The organism is Leptolyngbya sp. FACHB-541 (assembly GCF_014695875.1).
Classification (GTDB): domain Bacteria; phylum Cyanobacteriota; class Cyanobacteriia; order Elainellales; family Elainellaceae; genus JAAUTN01.
This window is the reverse complement of sequence record NZ_JACJPC010000122.1, coordinates 42,328-60,157: the sequence shown is the minus strand read 5'-3', so window position 1 is coordinate 60,157 and position 17,830 is coordinate 42,328. Positions and strand designations below refer to the sequence as shown.

The 17,830-nt window shown below is 48.5% G+C and carries 17 protein-coding genes and 1 pseudogene; 9 read left to right on the top strand and 9 right to left on the bottom strand.

Features of this window, described 5'->3' with window-relative positions; genetic code table 11:
• Positions 1–97: 97 nt before the first annotated feature.
• The 9 genes from H6G00_RS27295 to H6G00_RS27255 form a co-directional block, all read right to left on the bottom strand.
• Positions 98–2,215: a cation:proton antiporter gene (locus H6G00_RS27295; protein WP_190799127.1), complete on the bottom strand. Its 2,118-nt coding sequence runs from the start codon at positions 2,213–2,215 to the stop codon at positions 98–100.
• A gap of 95 nt (positions 2,216–2,310) precedes the next feature.
• Positions 2,311–2,988 carry an HAS-barrel domain-containing protein gene (locus tag H6G00_RS27290; RefSeq protein ID WP_190646707.1) on the bottom strand — a complete coding sequence of 226 codons (678 nt, stop codon included), beginning with the start codon at positions 2,986–2,988 and terminating at the stop codon, positions 2,311–2,313.
• Between the two features lie 205 nt (positions 2,989–3,193).
• A complete protein-coding gene (locus tag H6G00_RS27285) occupies positions 3,194–3,388 on the bottom strand; it encodes an NAD(P)H dehydrogenase subunit NdhS (RefSeq protein ID WP_190646708.1) in 195 nt (64 codons plus the stop codon).
• Positions 3,389–3,563: 175 nt separating this feature from the next.
• Positions 3,564–4,820 (bottom strand): rod shape-determining protein RodA, encoded by a 1,257-nt coding sequence (rodA, locus tag H6G00_RS27280; RefSeq protein WP_190799126.1) that lies wholly within the window; start codon positions 4,818–4,820, stop codon positions 3,564–3,566.
• 31 nt (positions 4,821–4,851) lie between these two features.
• Entirely contained in the window at positions 4,852–5,922 is a 1,071-nt protein-coding gene (locus H6G00_RS27275) for an Mrp/NBP35 family ATP-binding protein (RefSeq protein WP_190799125.1), read from the bottom strand.
• 216 nt (positions 5,923–6,138) lie between these two features.
• Positions 6,139–6,735: an SRPBCC family protein gene (locus tag H6G00_RS27270; RefSeq protein ID WP_347278233.1), complete on the bottom strand. Its 597-nt coding sequence runs from the start codon at positions 6,733–6,735 to the stop codon at positions 6,139–6,141.
• A gap of 463 nt (positions 6,736–7,198) precedes the next feature.
• Positions 7,199–8,614: an NAD(P)(+) transhydrogenase (Re/Si-specific) subunit beta gene (locus H6G00_RS27265; RefSeq protein ID WP_190646711.1), complete on the bottom strand. Its 1,416-nt coding sequence runs from the start codon at positions 8,612–8,614 to the stop codon at positions 7,199–7,201.
• Complete coding sequence (locus H6G00_RS27260; protein WP_190646712.1) at positions 8,611–8,904, bottom strand: NAD(P) transhydrogenase subunit alpha; 294 nt, start codon at positions 8,902–8,904, stop codon at positions 8,611–8,613. Before H6G00_RS27260 ends, H6G00_RS27265 begins: the two co-directional genes overlap by 4 nt.
• Positions 8,905–8,948: 44 nt before the next feature.
• Entirely contained in the window at positions 8,949–10,118 is a 1,170-nt protein-coding gene (locus H6G00_RS27255) for a Re/Si-specific NAD(P)(+) transhydrogenase subunit alpha (RefSeq protein ID WP_190799124.1), read from the bottom strand.
• Between the two features lie 1,182 nt (positions 10,119–11,300).
• On the opposite strand from H6G00_RS27255, the gene H6G00_RS27250 reads away from it, so the two are divergent.
• The 9 genes and pseudogenes from H6G00_RS27250 (at position 11,301) to H6G00_RS27210 (ending at position 17,737) form a co-directional block, all read left to right on the top strand.
• On the top strand, positions 11,301–11,840 hold the full coding sequence (locus H6G00_RS27250) for a DUF2808 domain-containing protein (RefSeq protein ID WP_199313501.1): 540 nt from the start codon (positions 11,301–11,303) through the stop codon (positions 11,838–11,840).
• A 264-nt stretch (positions 11,841–12,104) separates the two neighbouring features.
• Positions 12,105–12,245: a 50S ribosomal protein L34 gene (rpmH, locus tag H6G00_RS27245; protein ID WP_190646714.1), complete on the top strand. Its 141-nt coding sequence runs from the start codon at positions 12,105–12,107 to the stop codon at positions 12,243–12,245.
• Between the two features lie 52 nt (positions 12,246–12,297).
• Positions 12,298–12,700 (top strand): annotated as a pseudogene (rnpA, locus tag H6G00_RS27240) (ribonuclease P protein component).
• Entirely contained in the window at positions 12,690–13,082 is a 393-nt protein-coding gene (locus H6G00_RS27235) for a PH domain-containing protein (RefSeq protein WP_190799122.1), read from the top strand. Before rnpA ends, H6G00_RS27235 begins: the two are co-directional and overlap by 11 nt.
• A gap of 244 nt (positions 13,083–13,326) precedes the next feature.
• Positions 13,327–14,478, top strand: a complete 1,152-nt coding sequence (yidC, locus tag H6G00_RS27230) for a membrane protein insertase YidC (RefSeq protein WP_190799121.1) — start codon at positions 13,327–13,329, stop codon at positions 14,476–14,478.
• Positions 14,479–14,487: 9 nt separating this feature from the next.
• Entirely contained in the window at positions 14,488–14,979 is a 492-nt protein-coding gene (locus tag H6G00_RS27225) for a R3H domain-containing nucleic acid-binding protein (RefSeq protein ID WP_190646718.1), read from the top strand.
• Positions 14,980–15,159: 180 nt separating this feature from the next.
• A complete protein-coding gene (locus H6G00_RS27220) occupies positions 15,160–15,663 on the top strand; it encodes a YceD family protein (RefSeq protein ID WP_190799120.1) in 504 nt (167 codons plus the stop codon).
• 80 nt (positions 15,664–15,743) lie between these two features.
• Positions 15,744–17,258, top strand: a complete 1,515-nt coding sequence (locus H6G00_RS27215; RefSeq protein WP_190799119.1) for an AAA family ATPase — start codon at positions 15,744–15,746, stop codon at positions 17,256–17,258.
• Positions 17,258–17,737, top strand: coding sequence for an SH3 domain-containing protein (locus H6G00_RS27210; RefSeq protein ID WP_190799118.1), 480 nt, complete (start codon positions 17,258–17,260; stop codon positions 17,735–17,737). The genes H6G00_RS27215 and H6G00_RS27210 overlap by 1 nt, the downstream gene beginning before the upstream one ends.
• The last annotated feature ends 93 nt before the right edge of the window (positions 17,738–17,830 follow it).

The window sequence follows — 17,830 nt, the reverse complement described above, 5'->3', positions numbered from 1 at the left end:
GGAAGGGCACCCCGCGACGCGGGGTGCCCTTCCATCTGTAGCCCTAGTTCTTGGAATTGGTATTACTTCAATAACCAAAAGATTACAGAAAAATTACCTATCCCTCAATTGCAGGCTCTGGCTGCTCAGGAAGGTTAGCGACTGGGGGACTAGCGTTGCTACCAAACAATACAGTATTGCTCTGACGTTGAGGTTCCCCTAACATCACTAAAGAACAGGTCAGTTGCTTCACGACTTGAGTTGTGACATCGCTGATTGCCAATTCACCCACGCTAATCCGTCGACGCAGCGATCGCAGCACCACCAGATCATAAGATTTGGACTCCTGCAAAATTGCGCCAACAACATCGTCATTGGGGACAATGCGAATTTCGGAATTGCTCCCCGGAGAGCATTTGGACAATAGCAGCTTTAACTGCGACTCCATCCAGGTAACTCGATTGGGAGAAGCATGGCGATCGCACACATGCAGCAGTGTCACCTGGGCCTGATTTTCGTCTGCCAAAATTTCAGCAAACCGCACCATTCTCACTGCTTGCTGAGTCAGGTTTTCAATCGGTACCAGGATGCGTCGAATATTAGTGGGTGAATCGAGTAAACGAGTCACCGCAACCGGACAGTGAGAAGCCCAAAGGACGCTATCAATCACATTGCCAAACAATCGCGCCCGCAATCCGGTTGTTCTTCCCCAACCCATGATGATCAGGTTGGCGTCTTCCTCCCGGCTGGCTCGACTAATTCCTTGAGCAATGCTGTCATCAATCCGCAGCAGAGATTCAGCCTCTACTCCAAACCCCCGACTCATTTCGGTGGCTCGATCCAGCAACAAATCGCTTCCCTGCAACGCTTTCCTTAGCTCAGGTGCATCCATGTGAGCGTGGGCAGCCGTGATCGAGAGCGGCACAACTTTACCTGACTCATGCTTAACCAGCAAAGCTGCCATCTCAATTAAGTAACGCTCAGTTTGGGGGTTGTAAACTGGCACAACCACAGTTAAAGCCCGACTAGGCAAATTTTCTCCCCAGACAGCAGCAGTAGAGCCAGGTTCTAAGTTGCTCTCTGTTGGAATTAGTCCGGCAGCACTACGAGCGGTAATCAGCGGACCTAGAGTCGCTGTTACCAGCATTAAAACAATAACTGAATTCAACACATCGTCTGTTAGCAGCCCTGCCCGCACTCCCACTAACGTAGCTGCCAGCGTTGCAGCCACTTGAGGCATCGACAGCGACCACATCGTGATCATTTCGCGGGTAGTATAGCGATAAGCTAGCTTGGCGAAAAAGGCAGCTAGAAACTTGCTGCTAATCAACCCCACCACAATCGCTATGGTCAGCCGAATTGCACCTAGACTGCTGATAAAAGCAGGAATATCAACCAATAAACCCAAGTCAATAAAGAAAATCGGTACAAACAGCACTGTGCCGACAAACAGTACTTTTTCTTTGACCGGGCCTTCCCCAACTGCACTATTGACGGCTAAACCTGCCAAAAACGCTCCAACGATTTTTTCGACCCCAATCACCTCTGCACCAACTGCGGCAACAAAGACTGCCAGGAGAATAAATAGAAATTGGTTGCCTTCTTCATCGCCAGACCGACGGAAGAACTCCTTACCCAGCCAGTTAAATCCAAACAGGACGAGGGCAGAATAAATCGCAATCGACAGCAGCAACCTAACCAGGCTAAAGGTGTCAAAATCGCCCCCATGAATACCAATACAAACTGCCAAAACCAGCAGCGCCCCAATATCAGTGAAAATAGTCGCCCCAATGGTCACAGTCACGGCTTCGTTCGTGACTACTCCCATGCGGCTGACGATAGGGTAAGCCAGCAGCGTGTGAGAGGCAAATAAAGAACCAATTAAAATTGCCGGATTCCATCCAAAGTCAAAAAAACGTCCCACGATCGTGCCAAAGATCAAAGGCACGATGAAGGTGAAAAAACCAAAGCCAGCCGAACGATGTTTGGTCGCCTGAAACTGCTCAATGTCAACCTCTAACCCTGACATAAACAGCAGGTAAATTAACCCAATGTCAGAGAGTAATCGGATGGTTTCAGAATCTGTCTGAAACAGGTTCAAGCCATTTGGACCCAACACGACTCCTGCGGCTAGCAAACCCACAAGTCCGGGCAGCCGCAGCCGCTCGAAAAAGATGGGGACAATCAAAATCACTGCCAGCAGGATGGCAAAGGAAACAACTGGTTCTATATGCATAGGCTTGGGACAAGTCCTCTAAGGTAGATGACGAACAGGGGGATAACAATCCACACCAGAATAACCGAGTCATGTATGGATAGTGAGGTTGAGGCTTAGAGGTAGATTTGGTCAAGGATGACGCGTAGCCGATCGTAGTCATCTTTAAGCAAAATGCTGAGCGATCGCCCAGCCTGCACTAGCCAAGTGCGATCGCCCTGTCGCAACTGGTAAATTTCTCGTATGGCTGCGGCAGCAAGGCTCTCAACTGGAGCATTTCTAACCTGAAGCAGCGTTCGCAAAAAATCTAGCTTTTCACTAAAACGAATCACCTCTTCCGGGTCACAGTAGTAGACCGCTTGATGAATTTGGGGTGGGCGGGGCGGCAAGTGTTGGTGAATGGTGTCACTCAACTGATTGCCATTCCGGTAGCCATTGGTAGATGTGCGACGCGGTTGAAAGCCAGCGATCGCCGCCCGAAACTCAGTCTTCAGCATGGCAAAAATTTGCGGTTGCTGCTCTCGCAAGTCTTGCAGAGACAAGCCCAAAGCTCTAGCCCGATGCACCGAATCAATTGGGCTAGTCGTCACATGATAAACCACCCCATAAATTTGATTTCCTGACTCTTCATCGACCGCCTTTACCCAACTGCCAAAGGGCGGCATTGCCGCGAAGCTTAAATCCTCAGGCTCCAAACATTGCGCCAAAAACTCTGTAGTTGCAGTTTCAATTACCTCTGCAATGTAGCTAGGATGGCGGTTTTGGCTAGAGAACTGGGGCAGAGGAAGGCGCATAGGGGCAGTTTTAAATCTACTTAGAGTTGAATGGAATCTCCATTTGAAGATAGAGGTACCAGCCCTGACTGAACTAATCAATTCAAGTCAATTGAAGGACTGAACTTACTCAAACACCACACCCCATAGACAGAGTGTGGTGTTAATGGATCTGTGTTGACCCATACATAACCTAAAAAGGCCTTATTGTAAGACACAATTTAGGTTATTTTTTGCTACGCCCAGCAGTTGCATCAACAAGCTCCAACTCCGACAAGCGAAAGGTAATTAGCTTATCCCAATTACCACCCTCAAATAAAACGGCTGCTTTGCCGTCGCTGACTCGCTGCACTAAACCCTGGAAGGCATAGTAGATATCATCCACATTTTTGACTCGAACGGCTGAACCTGGCAAAATCATGGCTTGTCTTTGGCTAACGAACAGTAACTTTATTTAGAAGTTTATCTCAATCCTTTTTAGGAGACAAAAGGGAAAGGGAGAAAAAAGAAATACCTCAGTGTTTCCCTTTTCTCCCTTTCCCCTTAACCGGATATTGAAGATTATCCTGTCTCTTTGTTGTCTAACTCTCTGCTGTCTAAAACCTCAATCGATGGCGATGGTTAGCTACTGACTCAACCAGTCCGATCGCAACGAAATTAGTCAACAGCGCTGCTTTCCCATGACTAAGCCAGGGTAAAGGGATTCCTGTAATTGGTGCTAGACCAATAGTCATGCCGATGTTGACTAACACTTGAAACACAATCATCGATAAAACGCCGATCGCCAGCAAAGACCCAAAGTTATCTTTAGCGTTCTGAGCAATAATCACTAGTCGCAGACAAATCAGCCAAAATCCGAGAATAATTGCGATACAGCCAACAAATCCGAGCTCTTCCCCAATGGCGGAAAAAATAAAGTCGGTATGCTGTTCTGGAATGAAGTTAAGTTGAGTTTGGGTGCCGTGATTGAGCCCGCGTCCCCAAAGTTGACCTGCCCCGATCGCAATCCTTGACTGAATCAGGTGATATCCGCCTCCCGTAGGGTCTTTGTCTGGGTCTAAGAAAAGAATTAGTCTGTCCTTCTGATAGTCCTGCAGCAACCCCCACAGAACGTGACCTAATCCGCCAGAAAGCAGGTTGACTGCCGCTGCACCCAACGCTCCATACCAACTCCAGGGAAGGGTGCGCCATGCAATCACAATCATCAGTGCGACCCAACCTAACCAGGCAGGCAGGTACACGCCAAACAGAATGGCAGAAACTAGCGGGGAAACTAGCAAAATCAGCCAGCCCGGATTGGCATTGCCCCAGTAAAGCATCCCTAATGTGATTGCCCCAAATACGAGAGAAGTTCCTAAGTCTGGCTGAAGCAAAATCAGAATCCAAGGAACAGCTGTAATCAGCAACACTTTTAGCATTGCGGAAATCGTGGAGGCAGTTCGCTCCTGCATTATGGCTGCCAGGGTAACAATCAGTCCAACTTTGGCAAACTCAGAAGGCTGCACGTTGAAACTGCCAATCTCTAGCCAGCTTTGAGCACCGTTGGCGTCCGTACCAGCCAGGATCACTATTAGCAAAGAGAGGTTGGTGATACCGTAGATAATCCAGCGCCACTGCACTAAAATTTCGTAGCGAGAGCGGGCAATCACCAGCGCCATTACTAGCCCAATGCCACCCACTAACCAGTGCTGCCACCAAAAATCGCTGGCTCCCCGATTGAGTTCCGTACTACGAATAAAAATGCCGCCAATGACGGTGAGTGCGACGGGCACGAAAAACATCAGCCAGTCTACTTCTTGCCAGGGTTGGAGGAGAGTTCTCCAGCTTAAACGGACTACGGAGCGTTGCAGCATACGGGACGGTATAGGGTATGGGGTGTAGGGGTTAGGCGAGAGCAGCGACGGAGACTCGTGCTGCAATTTGTTGGGCGATCGCCTTCAACGCCTGTGCCGAAGCAGAATCCGGGGATTCAACCACGATTGGAATGCCGCGATCGCCCCCTTGCCGCAAAGACATTTCCAAGGGGATGCAGCCCAGCAGGGGCAGATTTAGCTCTTTAGAGGTTTTTTCACCACCACCTGATCCAAAAATGTCATATTGCTTGTCTGGTGCATCGGGTGGAATGAAGTAGCTCATATTTTCAACAATTCCTAAAACGGGCACTTGCATTTGCTGGAACATCCGCAAGCCTCGACGGGAATCGAGCAGCGCCACCGTCTGCGGAGTCGTGACAATGACTGCGCCTGCCATTGGCACCGCTTGAGCCATCGTCAACTGAGCATCCCCCGTTCCAGGTGGCATATCTACAATCAAATAGTCCAATTCGCCCCAGCGGACTTGATAGAGAAACTGCCGAATAATTCCATTCAGCATTGGCCCACGCCAGATTACAGGCTGGTCGGGATCAATCAAAAAGCCCATCGAAACCAGCTTTACTCCGTAGTTGAAAGCGGGTTCCAGCACTTCTCCCTGTGCTCCCTGCTGTACCACAATTTTGGCATCTGCTAGCCCTAGCATGGTGGGTGCGTTTGGTCCATAAATATCTGCGTCAATTAATCCAACCTTTGCGCCCGCTTGCGCCAGTGCAACCGCGACGTTAACTGCAACGGTACTTTTGCCCACGCCACCCTTGCCGCTGGAGATTGCCAGAATGTTTTTCACTCCCTCAATTCCAGTGCGATCGGGCAAAGATTTTTGCTGCGGTGTCTCCGCAGTGACTTCAACGGAAATATTTTCTACTCCAGGAAGCGTCTTGATCGCTTGCTCACATTCTTCGACGATGAATTGACGCAACGGGCAAGCAGGCGTAGTCAGCACCAGCGTAAAGCTGACATTGCCATTGTCGATCTCGACATTGCGAATCATATTTAGCTCTACTAAACTCTTGCGGAGTTCAGGGTCTTGCACAGGTTTGAGGACTTCTAACACTGCACTGGAATCAAGAACTTTAGCCATCGTATTCTCCACCCGTCTCAAGTGCAGGGTCGTTTAGTAATTTCTTCCTACGAGTTGATCTTACCGTTAGCAGGTGTAGGTTAACTGGGCTGTCTGACAACTTACGGTTGGGCTAGGTAAGCGATCGCCATCAAACGCTAAAACACCATTCAGCGCTGACGCAGTCAAATCAGCAAAAACAGACTCACATCTGGCTGCTTTTTTCCTTTCCCTTGCTTAGTGCATTAAATAGCCAGTTCCGCAAACTAACACCACAACGCTCAAAAGATCTTGAAAGCCGTTGTTGATTGGCTTAGGAGCAGTAGAGGGGGCAATTACCCCAGATGGGGAACTGGTTCGCATCGCTTGAATTTCTTGCTCTACTGCATGGGCCAGTTCCGCCGCGACTCTAGAAGCGTAAGGGCGAATAAATGACCATACAACTGGAGAAAGCCAGCCTTTGAGCGTAACAGAGTAGGATACACGAGTTCCACAGACCGTAGATTCGACCTTATAAGTCACCCGTTCCTCAACTCCAGGAATTGCTAAAATCCTGACGCTCAAAAGCTCTCTGGGCGATACTCGCTCCACAAAAATCTGAATCGGAATCGGAAATCGCCGAGTCACCGCCTGATAAATTAGCCCTGGTTTGGGGATTAATCCTTTAGGCGCATTGGTGCTAGCGAGGAGCGGGTGCCAAGACACATCCGCCAGATTGACGACTTTCTGCCACAACGCATCGACTGATGCTGAGCTAATAGCCTGATAAGTTCCAACGAGGGAACGGACCCGAGGTGAATCTCGGTGGACAAATCGAACCCAAAAGCTCAACATTGACAACTCCTCGCGCAACCAGCCACTAACAGATCGCATCATAGATTTATTCGCTTCGGGATCATCTCACCCGCGAACTCCTCTAGATTTTCCCTAGACTACTCCTCCAGGTTGTTTTTGATTGTAGTCATCTCAGCAGTCTAACCGGCAAAAATGAAGTACCGAGTACAGGACTCGTAACGTTATTTAGCAAACGAGATTAGTAAATGATCATAAATATCGCGATCGCCCAAAATATCCCATCGCTGAGAGTTCCAGCTTCATAACTAAACCCTCGACATTTAGCTATTTACTATAAGTTCTTCCTTATTTCTGCTCTATTGGTTAAGTCTGATTTGAACGAAACTGTAAAGGCGTGGCATCCGGCAAACTCTATGCGCTATCTGCCGTTAGTTTTAATCCGAACGCCACGCTTTTAAGAGCGATTCACTTCAGGAGGCTCCGCTTCTGTAAGCGCTTTTGCTTACAGTTGCTTTACCTCAGACACAAGCTGAGCCACCACGTCTTTGGCACCGCCAAACAGCATCATGGTTTTGTCTTTATAAAACAGCTCGTTTTCAACACCCGCAAAACCAGCGCTCATGCCCCGCTTAATTACGATGGTGTGCTGAGCTTTGTCTACCTCTAGAATTGGCATTCCATAGATTGGGCTGTTGGCATCACTTCGTGCAGCAGGATTCACCACATCGTTTGCCCCAATTACAAGGGCGACATCAGTACGCTCAAATTCTGGGTTGATGTCATCCATGTCATGAAGCTGAGGATAAGGAACATTTGCCTCGGCTAACAGTACGTTCATATGACCGGGCATTCGTCCGGCAACTGGGTGAATTGCATACTTGACCTCGACCCCCATCTTTTCTAGCTGGTCTGCCAGTTCTCTAACGGTGTGCTGGGCCTGAGCAACTGCCATGCCATATCCAGGCACAATTACTACCGATCGGGCATAGCCCAACATCATTGCGCCTTCCTCAGCTCCAATTGAACGAACAATTTTGTCTTGCTGAGTGCCGCTGGCTCCTCCAGTCGCCTTGGTAGCGCCACCAAATGCGCCAAACAAAACGCTAGCAATGGAGCGGTTCATCGCTTTACACATAATTTGCGTCAGGATGATACCTGAAGCGCCAACCAGTGCCCCTGCAATGATCAGCATGTTGTTCATCAGGACAAAGCCTGCGGCACTGGCTGCCAAGCCGGAGAAGGAGTTCAACAGCGAGATAACGACTGGCATATCTGCGCCACCGATAGGCAGCACAAACAGTACTCCCAAAAGCAGAGAGATTCCATTAATGACCAGGAAGACAGTTGGGTCGGGGGCTGTCGCAACTAAGTAGGCACTACCTGCCAGGAAGCCAATCAGCAAGAGAACGTTGATTGGTTGCTGAAGCGGGTAGGTAACTGGGGAACCGCTGACCAGACCTTGCAATTTGGCGAACGCCAGGAAGCTGCCCGTGAGGGTAATGTTGCCGATCAAAACGCTGAGAATAATCGTGATGGTGGCATCTAGTGGAATGGTTTCGCCGATACCCATCAGCCGCCAATATTCACCGACTGCGATCAGGGTAGAAGCTGCACCGCCTAAGCCGTTGAGCAAGCCCACCATTTGAGGCATGGCGGTCATTTCGACTCTTTGAGCGGCGATCGCCCCGACCAATGATCCAATCACCACACCCAGCAAAATCATCTGGTAATTCAACACCGACTGATTCAGCAGGGTGGCAACAACTGCCAGAAACATCCCGATCGCTGCAATCAGGTTTCCCCGACGCGCAGTGGCAGGTGAACCCAATTGTTTTAACCCAACAATAAATAGGGAAGCTGCAACCAAGTAAGTAATTTCAATTCCAGTTGGCAAAAACTCTGTAAACCCGCTGTTCATGCCTTCACCTCTTTCTTCTTAAACATTTGCAACATCCGATCGGTCACCAGAAAACCGCCCACAACGTTGACGGTTGCCAAAACCACTGCGATCAAGCCCAAAATGACGGTGACGTTCCACTCTTGAGCTCCAGCAATTAGCACTGCGCCAATTACAGCAATTCCAGAGATCGCGTTCGCACCCGACATCAGGGGTGTGTGCAGGGTTGGCGGCACCTTATTGATCACTTCAAACCCAACGAACGAGGCTAAGACAAATACAACCAGACCAGTCAGTAATCCTGCTGCCATAAAGTCAAAAATTCCTACTTACAAACACATTTCTCGCAAACTTCTTACAGCGCTGAAGGTTGAGGACTAGGGACCCCCAGAGCTTCACGTACCCGTTGATTACGAATTTCTCCAGCGTGGACAACGCAAGCGCTGTTTACAATGTCGTCGTCAAAGTTGAGTTGCAGTGCGCCATCTTTGACGAGGTACTGCACCAACGTCAGCAAGTTTTTGGCGTACATCTGGCTAGCATGAATCGGCATGGATGCAGGCAAGTTGATCGTCCCGATGATGGTTACGCCGTGATGCACTACGTCTTTGCCCGGTTCAGTGCAGGCGCAGTTGCCACCTTGATCTGCTGCCAGGTCCACGATTACAGAGCCAGGTTTCATCTGGTTGACCATTTCTTCGGTGACGAGCAGAGGTGCTTTTTTCCCAGGTACCTGAGCTGTTGTGATTACGACATCAGATTGGCGAACGTGTTCGGTAACGACTTCGCGCGATCGCTGCTTAGCTGCTTCTGAAACTTCTTTGGCATAGCCACCTGCTGCAACGGTGTCTTCCTCTAGCTTCACCTCGACAAATTTGGCACCTAGACTTTGCACCTCTTCCTTCACCGCCGGACGAATATCAAAGGCTTCAACCACTGCGCCCAAACGACGGGCAGTGGCGATCGCCTGCAATCCGGCGACTCCAGCCCCCATGACAAACACCTTTGCTGGAGCGATCGTTCCGGCTGCGGTTGTCAGCATTGGGAAGAACTTGGGTAGGGCCGCTGCTGCGATCAAAGTTGCTTTGTAACCTGCCACCCCAGCCTGAGAAGAGAGGGCATCCATACTTTGGGCCCGACTGGTACGGGGGATCATCTCCATGCTGAAAGCTGTTACTTTGCGCTCAGCTAAATGTTGAATCACTTCAGGCGTTCCCAAGGGATTTAGGAAACTGATCAGAACAGCCCCTTCTCGCAACAAATTAACCTCAAGCTGTCCATTCTCCCGCTCTTGCGGTGGTCCAACTTTTAGCAAAATGTCGGCTTCACCCCAAAGTTGAGTTGCATCTTGGACAATTCTTGCGCCTGCCGCCTCATAGTCAGCATCGGGAAAATAGGCTCGCTCTCCTGCCCCAGCCTCTACCAAAACCTCTAAGCCCTGCTTCACCAAACGAGCAACCGTATCGGGGATCACAGCGACCCGACGCTCTCCAACCTCAATTTCTTTGGCGATCGCTATCTTCATGAATTCTCCTTAATCATGTTGTGAATTCAAACAATCAACAAAAGCAGTTATTTTTGTTGTTCAACGCACTGCACTATGCGGCTGAAACTGACCGCCTTTGCTGCCAGAAGCACGAGCTATCAAAATAGCTCTAAATTTATGCTTCTTAAAAAGTTCCTGCCTTAGAGCTAGTAGGGAGCAGAGCCAAATTACCCCTGAAGCCTCTCCGCTGCCTCTGTTTGCTCACTTGCAAAGTCTTAAGCAACCCTGTTGGCTAGAAGTTTTCACTTAAAAGAGATGTAGCTGTGAATTACACTGACTGACTCGCACTAATTGACTCGCTCACATCTTTAACGTTTTGTTCCCAGTCTTGCGAACTTGCCTGCTCTACTTGATCTAAATGTAATTGATCTAGCTAGATGTAGTCGGTTTCGTAAGCGCAACTTATTAATACCTGGCGAATATTTAAGCTGAGAACTTTGTTCATGGAGATCCAAGTAGATTTTTAGATCTGAACAATGTCCGTTGCGGATAATGTGTACAGATCGTTATGCATCTTAGATGGATTCTTTGAAGTCAATCTATATCTTCAACTTGTCTTATAGATCACGTAAATTCTTGTGTCTATAGCCCTTAGTTCCTACTCATAGAAGGACTAGACTCTTCGAACCGGAGAATTGTGGAGCCAGCGTTTCAGGGTCTTCCAGGCTTTTGTACTGCTGCCCTCATTCTCTAAAAGCTGCCTTTAAACCTAACTTAGTCTGAGAGTCTTCACTAAATACCCTGTAAGCCCGTGTTTAACGGAACCTTGGTAATTCTGAAGGAAGCTGATACTTCAATTTTTTATAAAAGTGCTCAAACAAGAAACAATTCGACCGAAACAAGAGTGGATTAAAATATCAAATTCTTTTGACCATTTCAGCATTACTTCTTGATGAGAATATTTACGTTCGACTACATTTCGTCATACGCTGGCGATCGCTCCTATTACCCGAACTACTCATGCTTGAGCACAGAAGCTAAGCATAAAAATTGAGACATACTAGATGTAGCTAGACAAAGTTTAGATCGCGGCACTTTTTCTGCCCGATTGCGTCGATCAGCTAGTGAATTATCCAAATACTATGCCAAGCCTGGTAAAGTCAGAGTTGGTGAAGTTCTGTGATCCAGATCGTTAAATATTATTATTCAGGTGTAAGGTTCATGTCTTCCAAAGGCTCATCCATCCGTCGTCTACTCTCGGTTTTTGCAGCCACAAGCTGTCTAGTGGCGGGGGTTTCTGCTGTTGGTCTAGCTCAAGGTACGCAAGGGCTGACCATTTTTAGCGGAGTTGACCGAGAGTACCAGCTAGGCTATCGCCTTGATTATGATGGCGAACCTAACCGCTTTGATCGTTACCGTCTTCGGGTTCCTGCTGACAAAATGGAGCTAGCGGTGGCCCAATTTGCCATCACCTACCCCGACACTTACAGGGGCACATTTGATCCAGACGAAATTGAGATTCGCATTGACGGCGATAGCATTCCCCTCAGCGAAGTCACCTGGGATGAGGAAAATCGCGTCATCGAGATTTATCCAGAAGAGCCTGTTCCTTCTCGAACACGGGTTGAGTTAGTCTTCTCTAACGTCCGAAACCCTAATTTTTCTGGCACTCACTATTTCAACTGTCTAGTTCGTTCTCCCGGAGATCTACCACTACTGCGTTATGTTGGCACCTGGATCGTGACTATTGGCAGATCGTAATTAACCTGCTGTGGGTACTGCTCGTATAAAGGCAATTCGTTACGTCTCTTCAAGCATACGAATTGCATCTAATAGTTCAGTTCTGCCTCACGTTAACGACCCCCCTTAAACCGCTAGATTGCTCTAGCGGTTCTTGCTGTTTGGGTTAGTTAGCTTTCCAATATCTAGCTTAGATTCAGTTTAAAGGGGTTTTCACTGTTGCCTGAGGTGATATGATGGTGGACTGTGAGTTTTTGATTGTGAAGAAGTTTGGAGTAGTTTCGTATGACTAAGCGAACCTTGGGCGGCACTAGCCGTAAGCGGAAAAGAACTTCTGGATTTAGAGCCAGAATGCGCACTCAAACTGGGCGGCGCGTTATCAAAGCAAGACGGCGGAAAGGGCGCCTGAGACTTTCAGTCAGCTAGGATTTGTGCGTCCAGTGCAAACCTGCGTTAAAGCAATGTAAGTGGTGTAAAAGTGGCTTTGCCCAAGGTTCATCGACTTCGACATCGCCAAGATTTTGGCGCAGTTTATCGATCGGGTCTGCGGCGCTCTACTCCTCACCTCACCCTGATAGCGTTAAAGCGGCGATCGCCCAAAGCAGACTGCGAAGGCGAAGCGACTTTTGTGCAATCTAAGGAAGTGCCATTCACTCAAATTGGTATTTCGATTAGCCAAAAAGTTAGCAAGCGCGCCGTTGTCCGTAACCGAATTAAGCGACGAATTCGGTCAGCGATGCAGCAGCTTTTACCTGAAATGCTTCAAGGTTGGCAGATTGTAATCGTGGTGAAACCGCCTGCGACTCAGTGCGATTATGGGCAACTTCTGCAAGAATTAGAACAGTTATTAAAAAAAAACTGAGGTCGTGGATGGGCATTAAGGAAGAGGTGTTCTTTGAGGGTGGTCCCCATATCGGTGATCTAATAATTAATCTGCTGCTTGGCTTGACAGTCATATGCTTGCCACTGACAGTTGGCGCAGTTGTTCGTGCCCTTTGGCTGCGCTATCGGATCACAGACCGCCGAATCTCAGTAATAGGGGGATGGCTAGGGCGTGATCGCTCTGATGTGATCTACTCCGAAATTACTAAGGTCGTCACTGTCCCTCGCGGACTGGGTGCTTGGGGCGATATGGTTGTAACCCTCAAAGACGGTAGCCGCCTAGAACTCAGAGCTATACCTCGGTTTCGGGAACTCTACGATTACATTAATGAGCATCTGTCAACCAAGGCTCAGCAGGTTAGCGGTTCACTAGGAAAGTAAGTCGAGAGCAAGTAGATCTGGACAGGTTTACAACGCATCCTTACTTCCTGCTAGCTGGGTTGGTTTAGACGTTTGCTTAGGGATGGTATGTACGGCAATTACCCCTTTCCAAAAATTGCCCCTGAACGCTCCCATTGAAGTGAATCAGCGTGTTTGTTCAGTATGCCCATTGACTTACAGGTTGATTAATAATCAGATAGATTAGACTCAAGTAACTCAGAGTACGTAGGTTGACATAGAGCACATGGATTTTGGTGTCGGGTTTCTTTCCAACAATGTGATGCTGCCAATCCTAGATTTTTTCTACGGGATTGTGCCGAGCTATGGTCTAGCCATCGTGGCTCTGACATTAGTCATTCGTTTTGCCCTTTATCCTCTTAGCGCAGGCTCAATTCGTAGCATGAGGCGGATGCGTGTCGCTCAGCCCGCGATGCAGAAGCGAGTCAAAGAAATCCAGGAGCGCTACAAGGAAGAGCCTGCTAAGCAGCAGGAGGAGATGAGCAAGGTCTACAAGGAATTTGGCAATCCCTTAGCAGGGTGTTTTCCAGTTCTTTTACAAATGCCCATCCTGTTTGCTCTGTTTGCAACCCTGCGTGGATCACCCTTCTCTGACATTAACTATTCCGTTAATCTGCAAATTTTCCCATCTGAGCAAATTGAGCAGATCCAGCCGCAAGCGTTTGTCACTAAGCCACAAAACATATACGTTGCTGACGGCATTCATGCTCCCGTGTCTGCGGTAATTCCGGGAGGAAACCGGTTAGCGATAGGCGAGAAAACCAGCATTGAGTTTCAAACTGCTGAAGGGACACCACTCAAACAGCTTTTGGATGAGTACCCTGAAACGCAAATTTTGCCAGCTTGGAAAGTTACCAAAGGCGAAGAACTAGTTCGGTTTGACAAAAACGGGAACTTAGAAGCTCTCAGCCCAGGTGAAGTAACCCTTCAAGGTACAGTTCCCGGTCTAGCTGCAAATAAAGGATTTCTGTTTATTGATGCACTGGGTCGAGTTGGTGCCTTCGACGAAGATGGAGCAATCCATTGGGATATCGTCGGTATGGTGATCTTCTTTGGATTAAGTCTCTACGTCAACCAGCTGCTTTCTGGACAAGGAGCTAGCTCCAATCCCCAGCAAACGGCTGTGAACAAAGTCACGCCCGTACTGTTTTCGGGAATGTTCCTATTCTTCCCGCTGCCTGCTGGCGTACTGATGTACATGGTGATTGCAAACATTTTTCAAACGCTGCAAACGTTTATCTTGTCGCGAGAACCTCTGCCTGAAAACCTTCAGAAGATTGTAGATGCTGAGGAAAAAGCAGCAGGCAAATCTTCCGATAGCGACGATGGTAGAGAATCTCTTCCGTTTGAGCCAAAGCGTTCTAAGAAAAAGGCGTGATGATTGCTTATGGATGAGAGTCAGTTGCGGCGCGGACAAGAGTGGTTGGAGAAATTGCTGGGGCTAGCTGGCTTGCCTGCTACGGTTGGTACGGATGCAGAGCAGATTCAGCAGGAGGGCAGCTATTGGTTAGTCATTGATTCTGCGCCTCTGACTTCTGAGCAAATTGAAACTCTGGTTGGTGCAGATGGATCTGTTTTAGATGCAGTTCAATACCTGACCAACACAACCCTTAATCTAGGTCAACCAGAAGATCAGCAGTGTGCTTACACGGTTGAGCTAAATGGTTATCGTGCTAAGAGGCAAGCCGAGCTACAGGCAATGGCTGAGCAGGCGGCAGCTAAAGTACGTGAAACAGGTGAAGAGTTTGAGATGGTTGCGTTATCTTCTGCTGAGCGCCGTCAAGTCCACACTTTTCTCAAGCCCTTCGAGGATTTAGAAACTTACAGTCGAGGACGAGAACCCGATCGTCGCCTAGTCGTTCGCCGTTCGCAAAGCTAAGGCAGTACTTCATATAGAGCAATCCGAAGTCACTAGCGTACAACTCCGTTAAGCTCCGTTTTTAGATCTTTCTAGAAATTTTGCTAGAAGTATGAGCGGAGTTAGATTTCATCAATGGACTGAACCTGTTAGGATTGATAGTTGATTGAGCGAAAGGCGGTCTTATAGGATCGCTCACTCATGGAAACAATTTACATTCCACAATTAGCTAAAGCGCCTGAGCAAACAGACCACGTTCAGGTTAAGGAATATTTTCCAGCTTTAGAAACCCTGACTCCTGTTCAGGGAAGTTTGCAGGTAACTCATCGAGGAAATTACCTGGAGGTTTCTGCTCATGTAGAGACGATCGTCACACTGACTTGCGATCGCTGCCTTCAGCAATATAACCATCGGCTTTCCATTGATCCGGTTGAGCTAATTTGGTTAGAAGAGCCAGATGAAGACGAAGATGAGCTTTTGGTTGAGCGCGAAGTTCCACTAGAAGATTTGGTGGAGACGATATCACCGCAGGGCTACTTTAAGCCAGACGAGTGGCTCTATGAGCAGCTTTGTCTGGAAATTCCGCAGCGCCAAATTTGTGATGCTGCATGTGCTGGGATTCAAATCGATCCCCAAAATGTTGAGCCGCCAACTGATCGCCGTTGGGCTTCCTTAGAAGCATTGAGAAAGCAAATATCAAACTAAGCACTGAATTGAGAATTCGGTTTTTAGGATTGGGCAGACGTTCAATCGATCTTCAACTGACCCTTAACTTCCACCTCTGAATGAGCTTTAGCGACGAGTTTGAACTTCTGTTGCGTGCCCGCTACCCACTGATTTATATTCCTACACGAGAGGAAGAGCGAGTAGAAGGGGCGATCACTGCATCTGCTAAGCAGCAGGGCAATCGCGCTGTTTACATCTGGGATTTTGTGGATGGTTATCAGGGCAATTTGAATGACGCTGGCTTTGGGCGACGCAATCCACTACAGGCATTAGAACTGATCGAAAAATTACCTGCCTCTGCATCAGCAGTCTTCATCTTGCGAGATTTCCATCGTTTTTTGGAAGATGTAGCCATTTCGCGTAAGCTACGAAACCTGGCACGCTTGCTCAAGTCTCAGCCCAAAAATGTTGTGATCATTTCGCCTCTAGTATCCATCCCAGATGACTTGAGTGAAGTGTTGACCGTACTGGAGTTTCCTCTACCTGGCACAGCTGAAATCAAGTTGGAGATTGAGCGGCTGTCAACCGCAACAGGACAGTCTTTAGACGGGCGGACCTTAGATGACTTGGTGCGCTCTTGCCAGGGATTATCAATTGAACGGATTCGTCGAGTTTTGGCGCGGGCGATCGCCACTCACGGCAAGCTTCAACCTGAAGACGTGGATCTGATTTTAGAAGAAAAGCGCCAAACTATTCGCCAAACCCAGATTCTTGACTTTTACCCAGCAACGGAGCAAATTTCTGATATTGGCGGCTTAGACAACCTGAAAGACTGGTTATTGCGCCGAGGCAGTGCTTTTTCTGAACGAGCAAGACAGTACGGATTACCTCATCCCAGAGGGCTGTTGTTGGTGGGCATTCAGGGAACTGGTAAATCGTTGACGGCAAAGGCGATCGCCCACCACTGGCATCTGCCACTGCTGCGTCTAGATGTCGGTCGGCTATTTGCTGGACTCGTTGGAGAATCTGAATCGCGTACCCGACAAATGATTCAGCTTGCAGAGGCTTTGGCTCCCTGCATTCTGTGGATTGATGAAATCGACAAAGCTTTCTCAGGCTTAGATGGCAGAGGTGACTCTGGCACCACGAGCCGTGTGTTTGGTACTTTTATCACCTGGTTAGCTGAAAAATCATCTCCCGTGTTTGTCGTTGCCACTGCTAACAACATTCAGATGTTGCCACCAGAAATGTTGCGACGTGGGCGATTCGACGAAATCTTCTTTGTTGGCTTACCTAACCAGGAAGAGCGCAGAGCAATCTTTTCGGTTCACCTGTCTCGCCTGCGTCCTCATAATTTAAGGAGTTATGATCTAGACCGTCTGGCGTATGAAACGCCAGATTTTTCTGGAGCTGAAATTGAACAAATTTTGGTTGAGGCGATGCATATTGGGTTTAGCCAGAATCGGGACTTTACTACCGATGATGTGCTAGAGGCAGCCAGTCAAATTATTCCTCTAGCCCGAACCGCTCAAGACCAAATCCAGCTTTTGCAGGAATGGGCAGCAGCAGGCAAAGCACGTCTGGCCTCCAGGCAAAGCAGTTTAGGTAGTCGTATTCAACACCAGTCGTTGTGATGAGTTGGTCCGGAGTTGCAAAGTTTTTCACTGGGTTTGTGCTGGCGATCGCTGTCCTGTTTTTTGCAGGAGTTAGCACGACGCGTTACTTAATCACCCGATTTACAACACCACCACCCAGACCAACCTTTCCTAACGATCCTTCTCCAGCTCCGCCAGAAGCTGCTCGGACTCAGAGTACAACTCCTGCTGAGCCTCCTCCTGCCACTCCCCTCACTGAGGCAGTTCAACCCACTCCTACACCATCAGCAACCCCTGCTATCCCCCCTGGTGCTTACGAGGCTCAGGTAACACAGCCTATAGGGTTGATTGTGCGGCAGGAACCCAATCAGGATGCAGAGCAAATTGGGGGTATAGGGTATGACGAGCAGGTAGTCGTGCTGGAAGAAAGCTCTGATGGAGCATGGATAAAAGTTCGGCTATCCGGAAGCAACCTAGAAGGTTGGGTTAAATCAGGCAACACGGAACGGTTGAACTAGAGATCAATCGCAGCCATCTTGTTAAGAACATTAACCGAATCTGAACCTTGATTACAAAATTCCTACACCACTCTAAAGGGGGAAAACAGGAAT

Excerpts from the sequence above, each read along its gene's own strand:
- rpmH (WP_190646714.1), top strand. The coding sequence starts at position 12,105 with ATGACTAAGCGAACCTTGGGCGGCACTAGCCGTAAGCGGAAAAGAACT.
- H6G00_RS27220 (WP_190799120.1), top strand. The coding sequence starts at position 15,160 with ATGGAAACAATTTACATTCCACAATTAGCTAAAGCGCCTGAGCAAACA.
- yidC (WP_190799121.1), top strand. The coding sequence starts at position 13,327 with ATGGATTTTGGTGTCGGGTTTCTTTCCAACAATGTGATGCTGCCAATC.
- H6G00_RS27290 (WP_190646707.1), bottom strand. The coding sequence starts at position 2,988 with ATGCGCCTTCCTCTGCCCCAGTTCTCTAGCCAAAACCGCCATCCTAGC.
- rodA (WP_190799126.1), bottom strand. The coding sequence starts at position 4,820 with ATGCTGCAACGCTCCGTAGTCCGTTTAAGCTGGAGAACTCTCCTCCAA.
- H6G00_RS27235 (WP_190799122.1), top strand. The coding sequence starts at position 12,690 with ATGGGCATTAAGGAAGAGGTGTTCTTTGAGGGTGGTCCCCATATCGGT.
- H6G00_RS27225 (WP_190646718.1), top strand. The coding sequence starts at position 14,488 with ATGGATGAGAGTCAGTTGCGGCGCGGACAAGAGTGGTTGGAGAAATTG.
- H6G00_RS27255 (WP_190799124.1), bottom strand. The coding sequence starts at position 10,118 with ATGAAGATAGCGATCGCCAAAGAAATTGAGGTTGGAGAGCGTCGGGTC.
- H6G00_RS27215 (WP_190799119.1), top strand. The coding sequence starts at position 15,744 with ATGAGCTTTAGCGACGAGTTTGAACTTCTGTTGCGTGCCCGCTACCCA.
- H6G00_RS27265 (WP_190646711.1), bottom strand. The coding sequence starts at position 8,614 with ATGAACAGCGGGTTTACAGAGTTTTTGCCAACTGGAATTGAAATTACT.
- H6G00_RS27275 (WP_190799125.1), bottom strand. The coding sequence starts at position 5,922 with ATGGCTAAAGTTCTTGATTCCAGTGCAGTGTTAGAAGTCCTCAAACCT.
- H6G00_RS27285 (WP_190646708.1), bottom strand. The coding sequence starts at position 3,388 with ATGATTTTGCCAGGTTCAGCCGTTCGAGTCAAAAATGTGGATGATATC.
- H6G00_RS27260 (WP_190646712.1), bottom strand. The coding sequence starts at position 8,904 with ATGGCAGCAGGATTACTGACTGGTCTGGTTGTATTTGTCTTAGCCTCG.
- H6G00_RS27210 (WP_190799118.1), top strand. The coding sequence starts at position 17,258 with ATGAGTTGGTCCGGAGTTGCAAAGTTTTTCACTGGGTTTGTGCTGGCG.
- H6G00_RS27270 (WP_347278233.1), bottom strand. The coding sequence starts at position 6,735 with ATGTTGAGCTTTTGGGTTCGATTTGTCCACCGAGATTCACCTCGGGTC.
- H6G00_RS27250 (WP_199313501.1), top strand. The coding sequence starts at position 11,301 with ATGTCTTCCAAAGGCTCATCCATCCGTCGTCTACTCTCGGTTTTTGCA.
- H6G00_RS27295 (WP_190799127.1), bottom strand. The coding sequence starts at position 2,215 with ATGCATATAGAACCAGTTGTTTCCTTTGCCATCCTGCTGGCAGTGATT.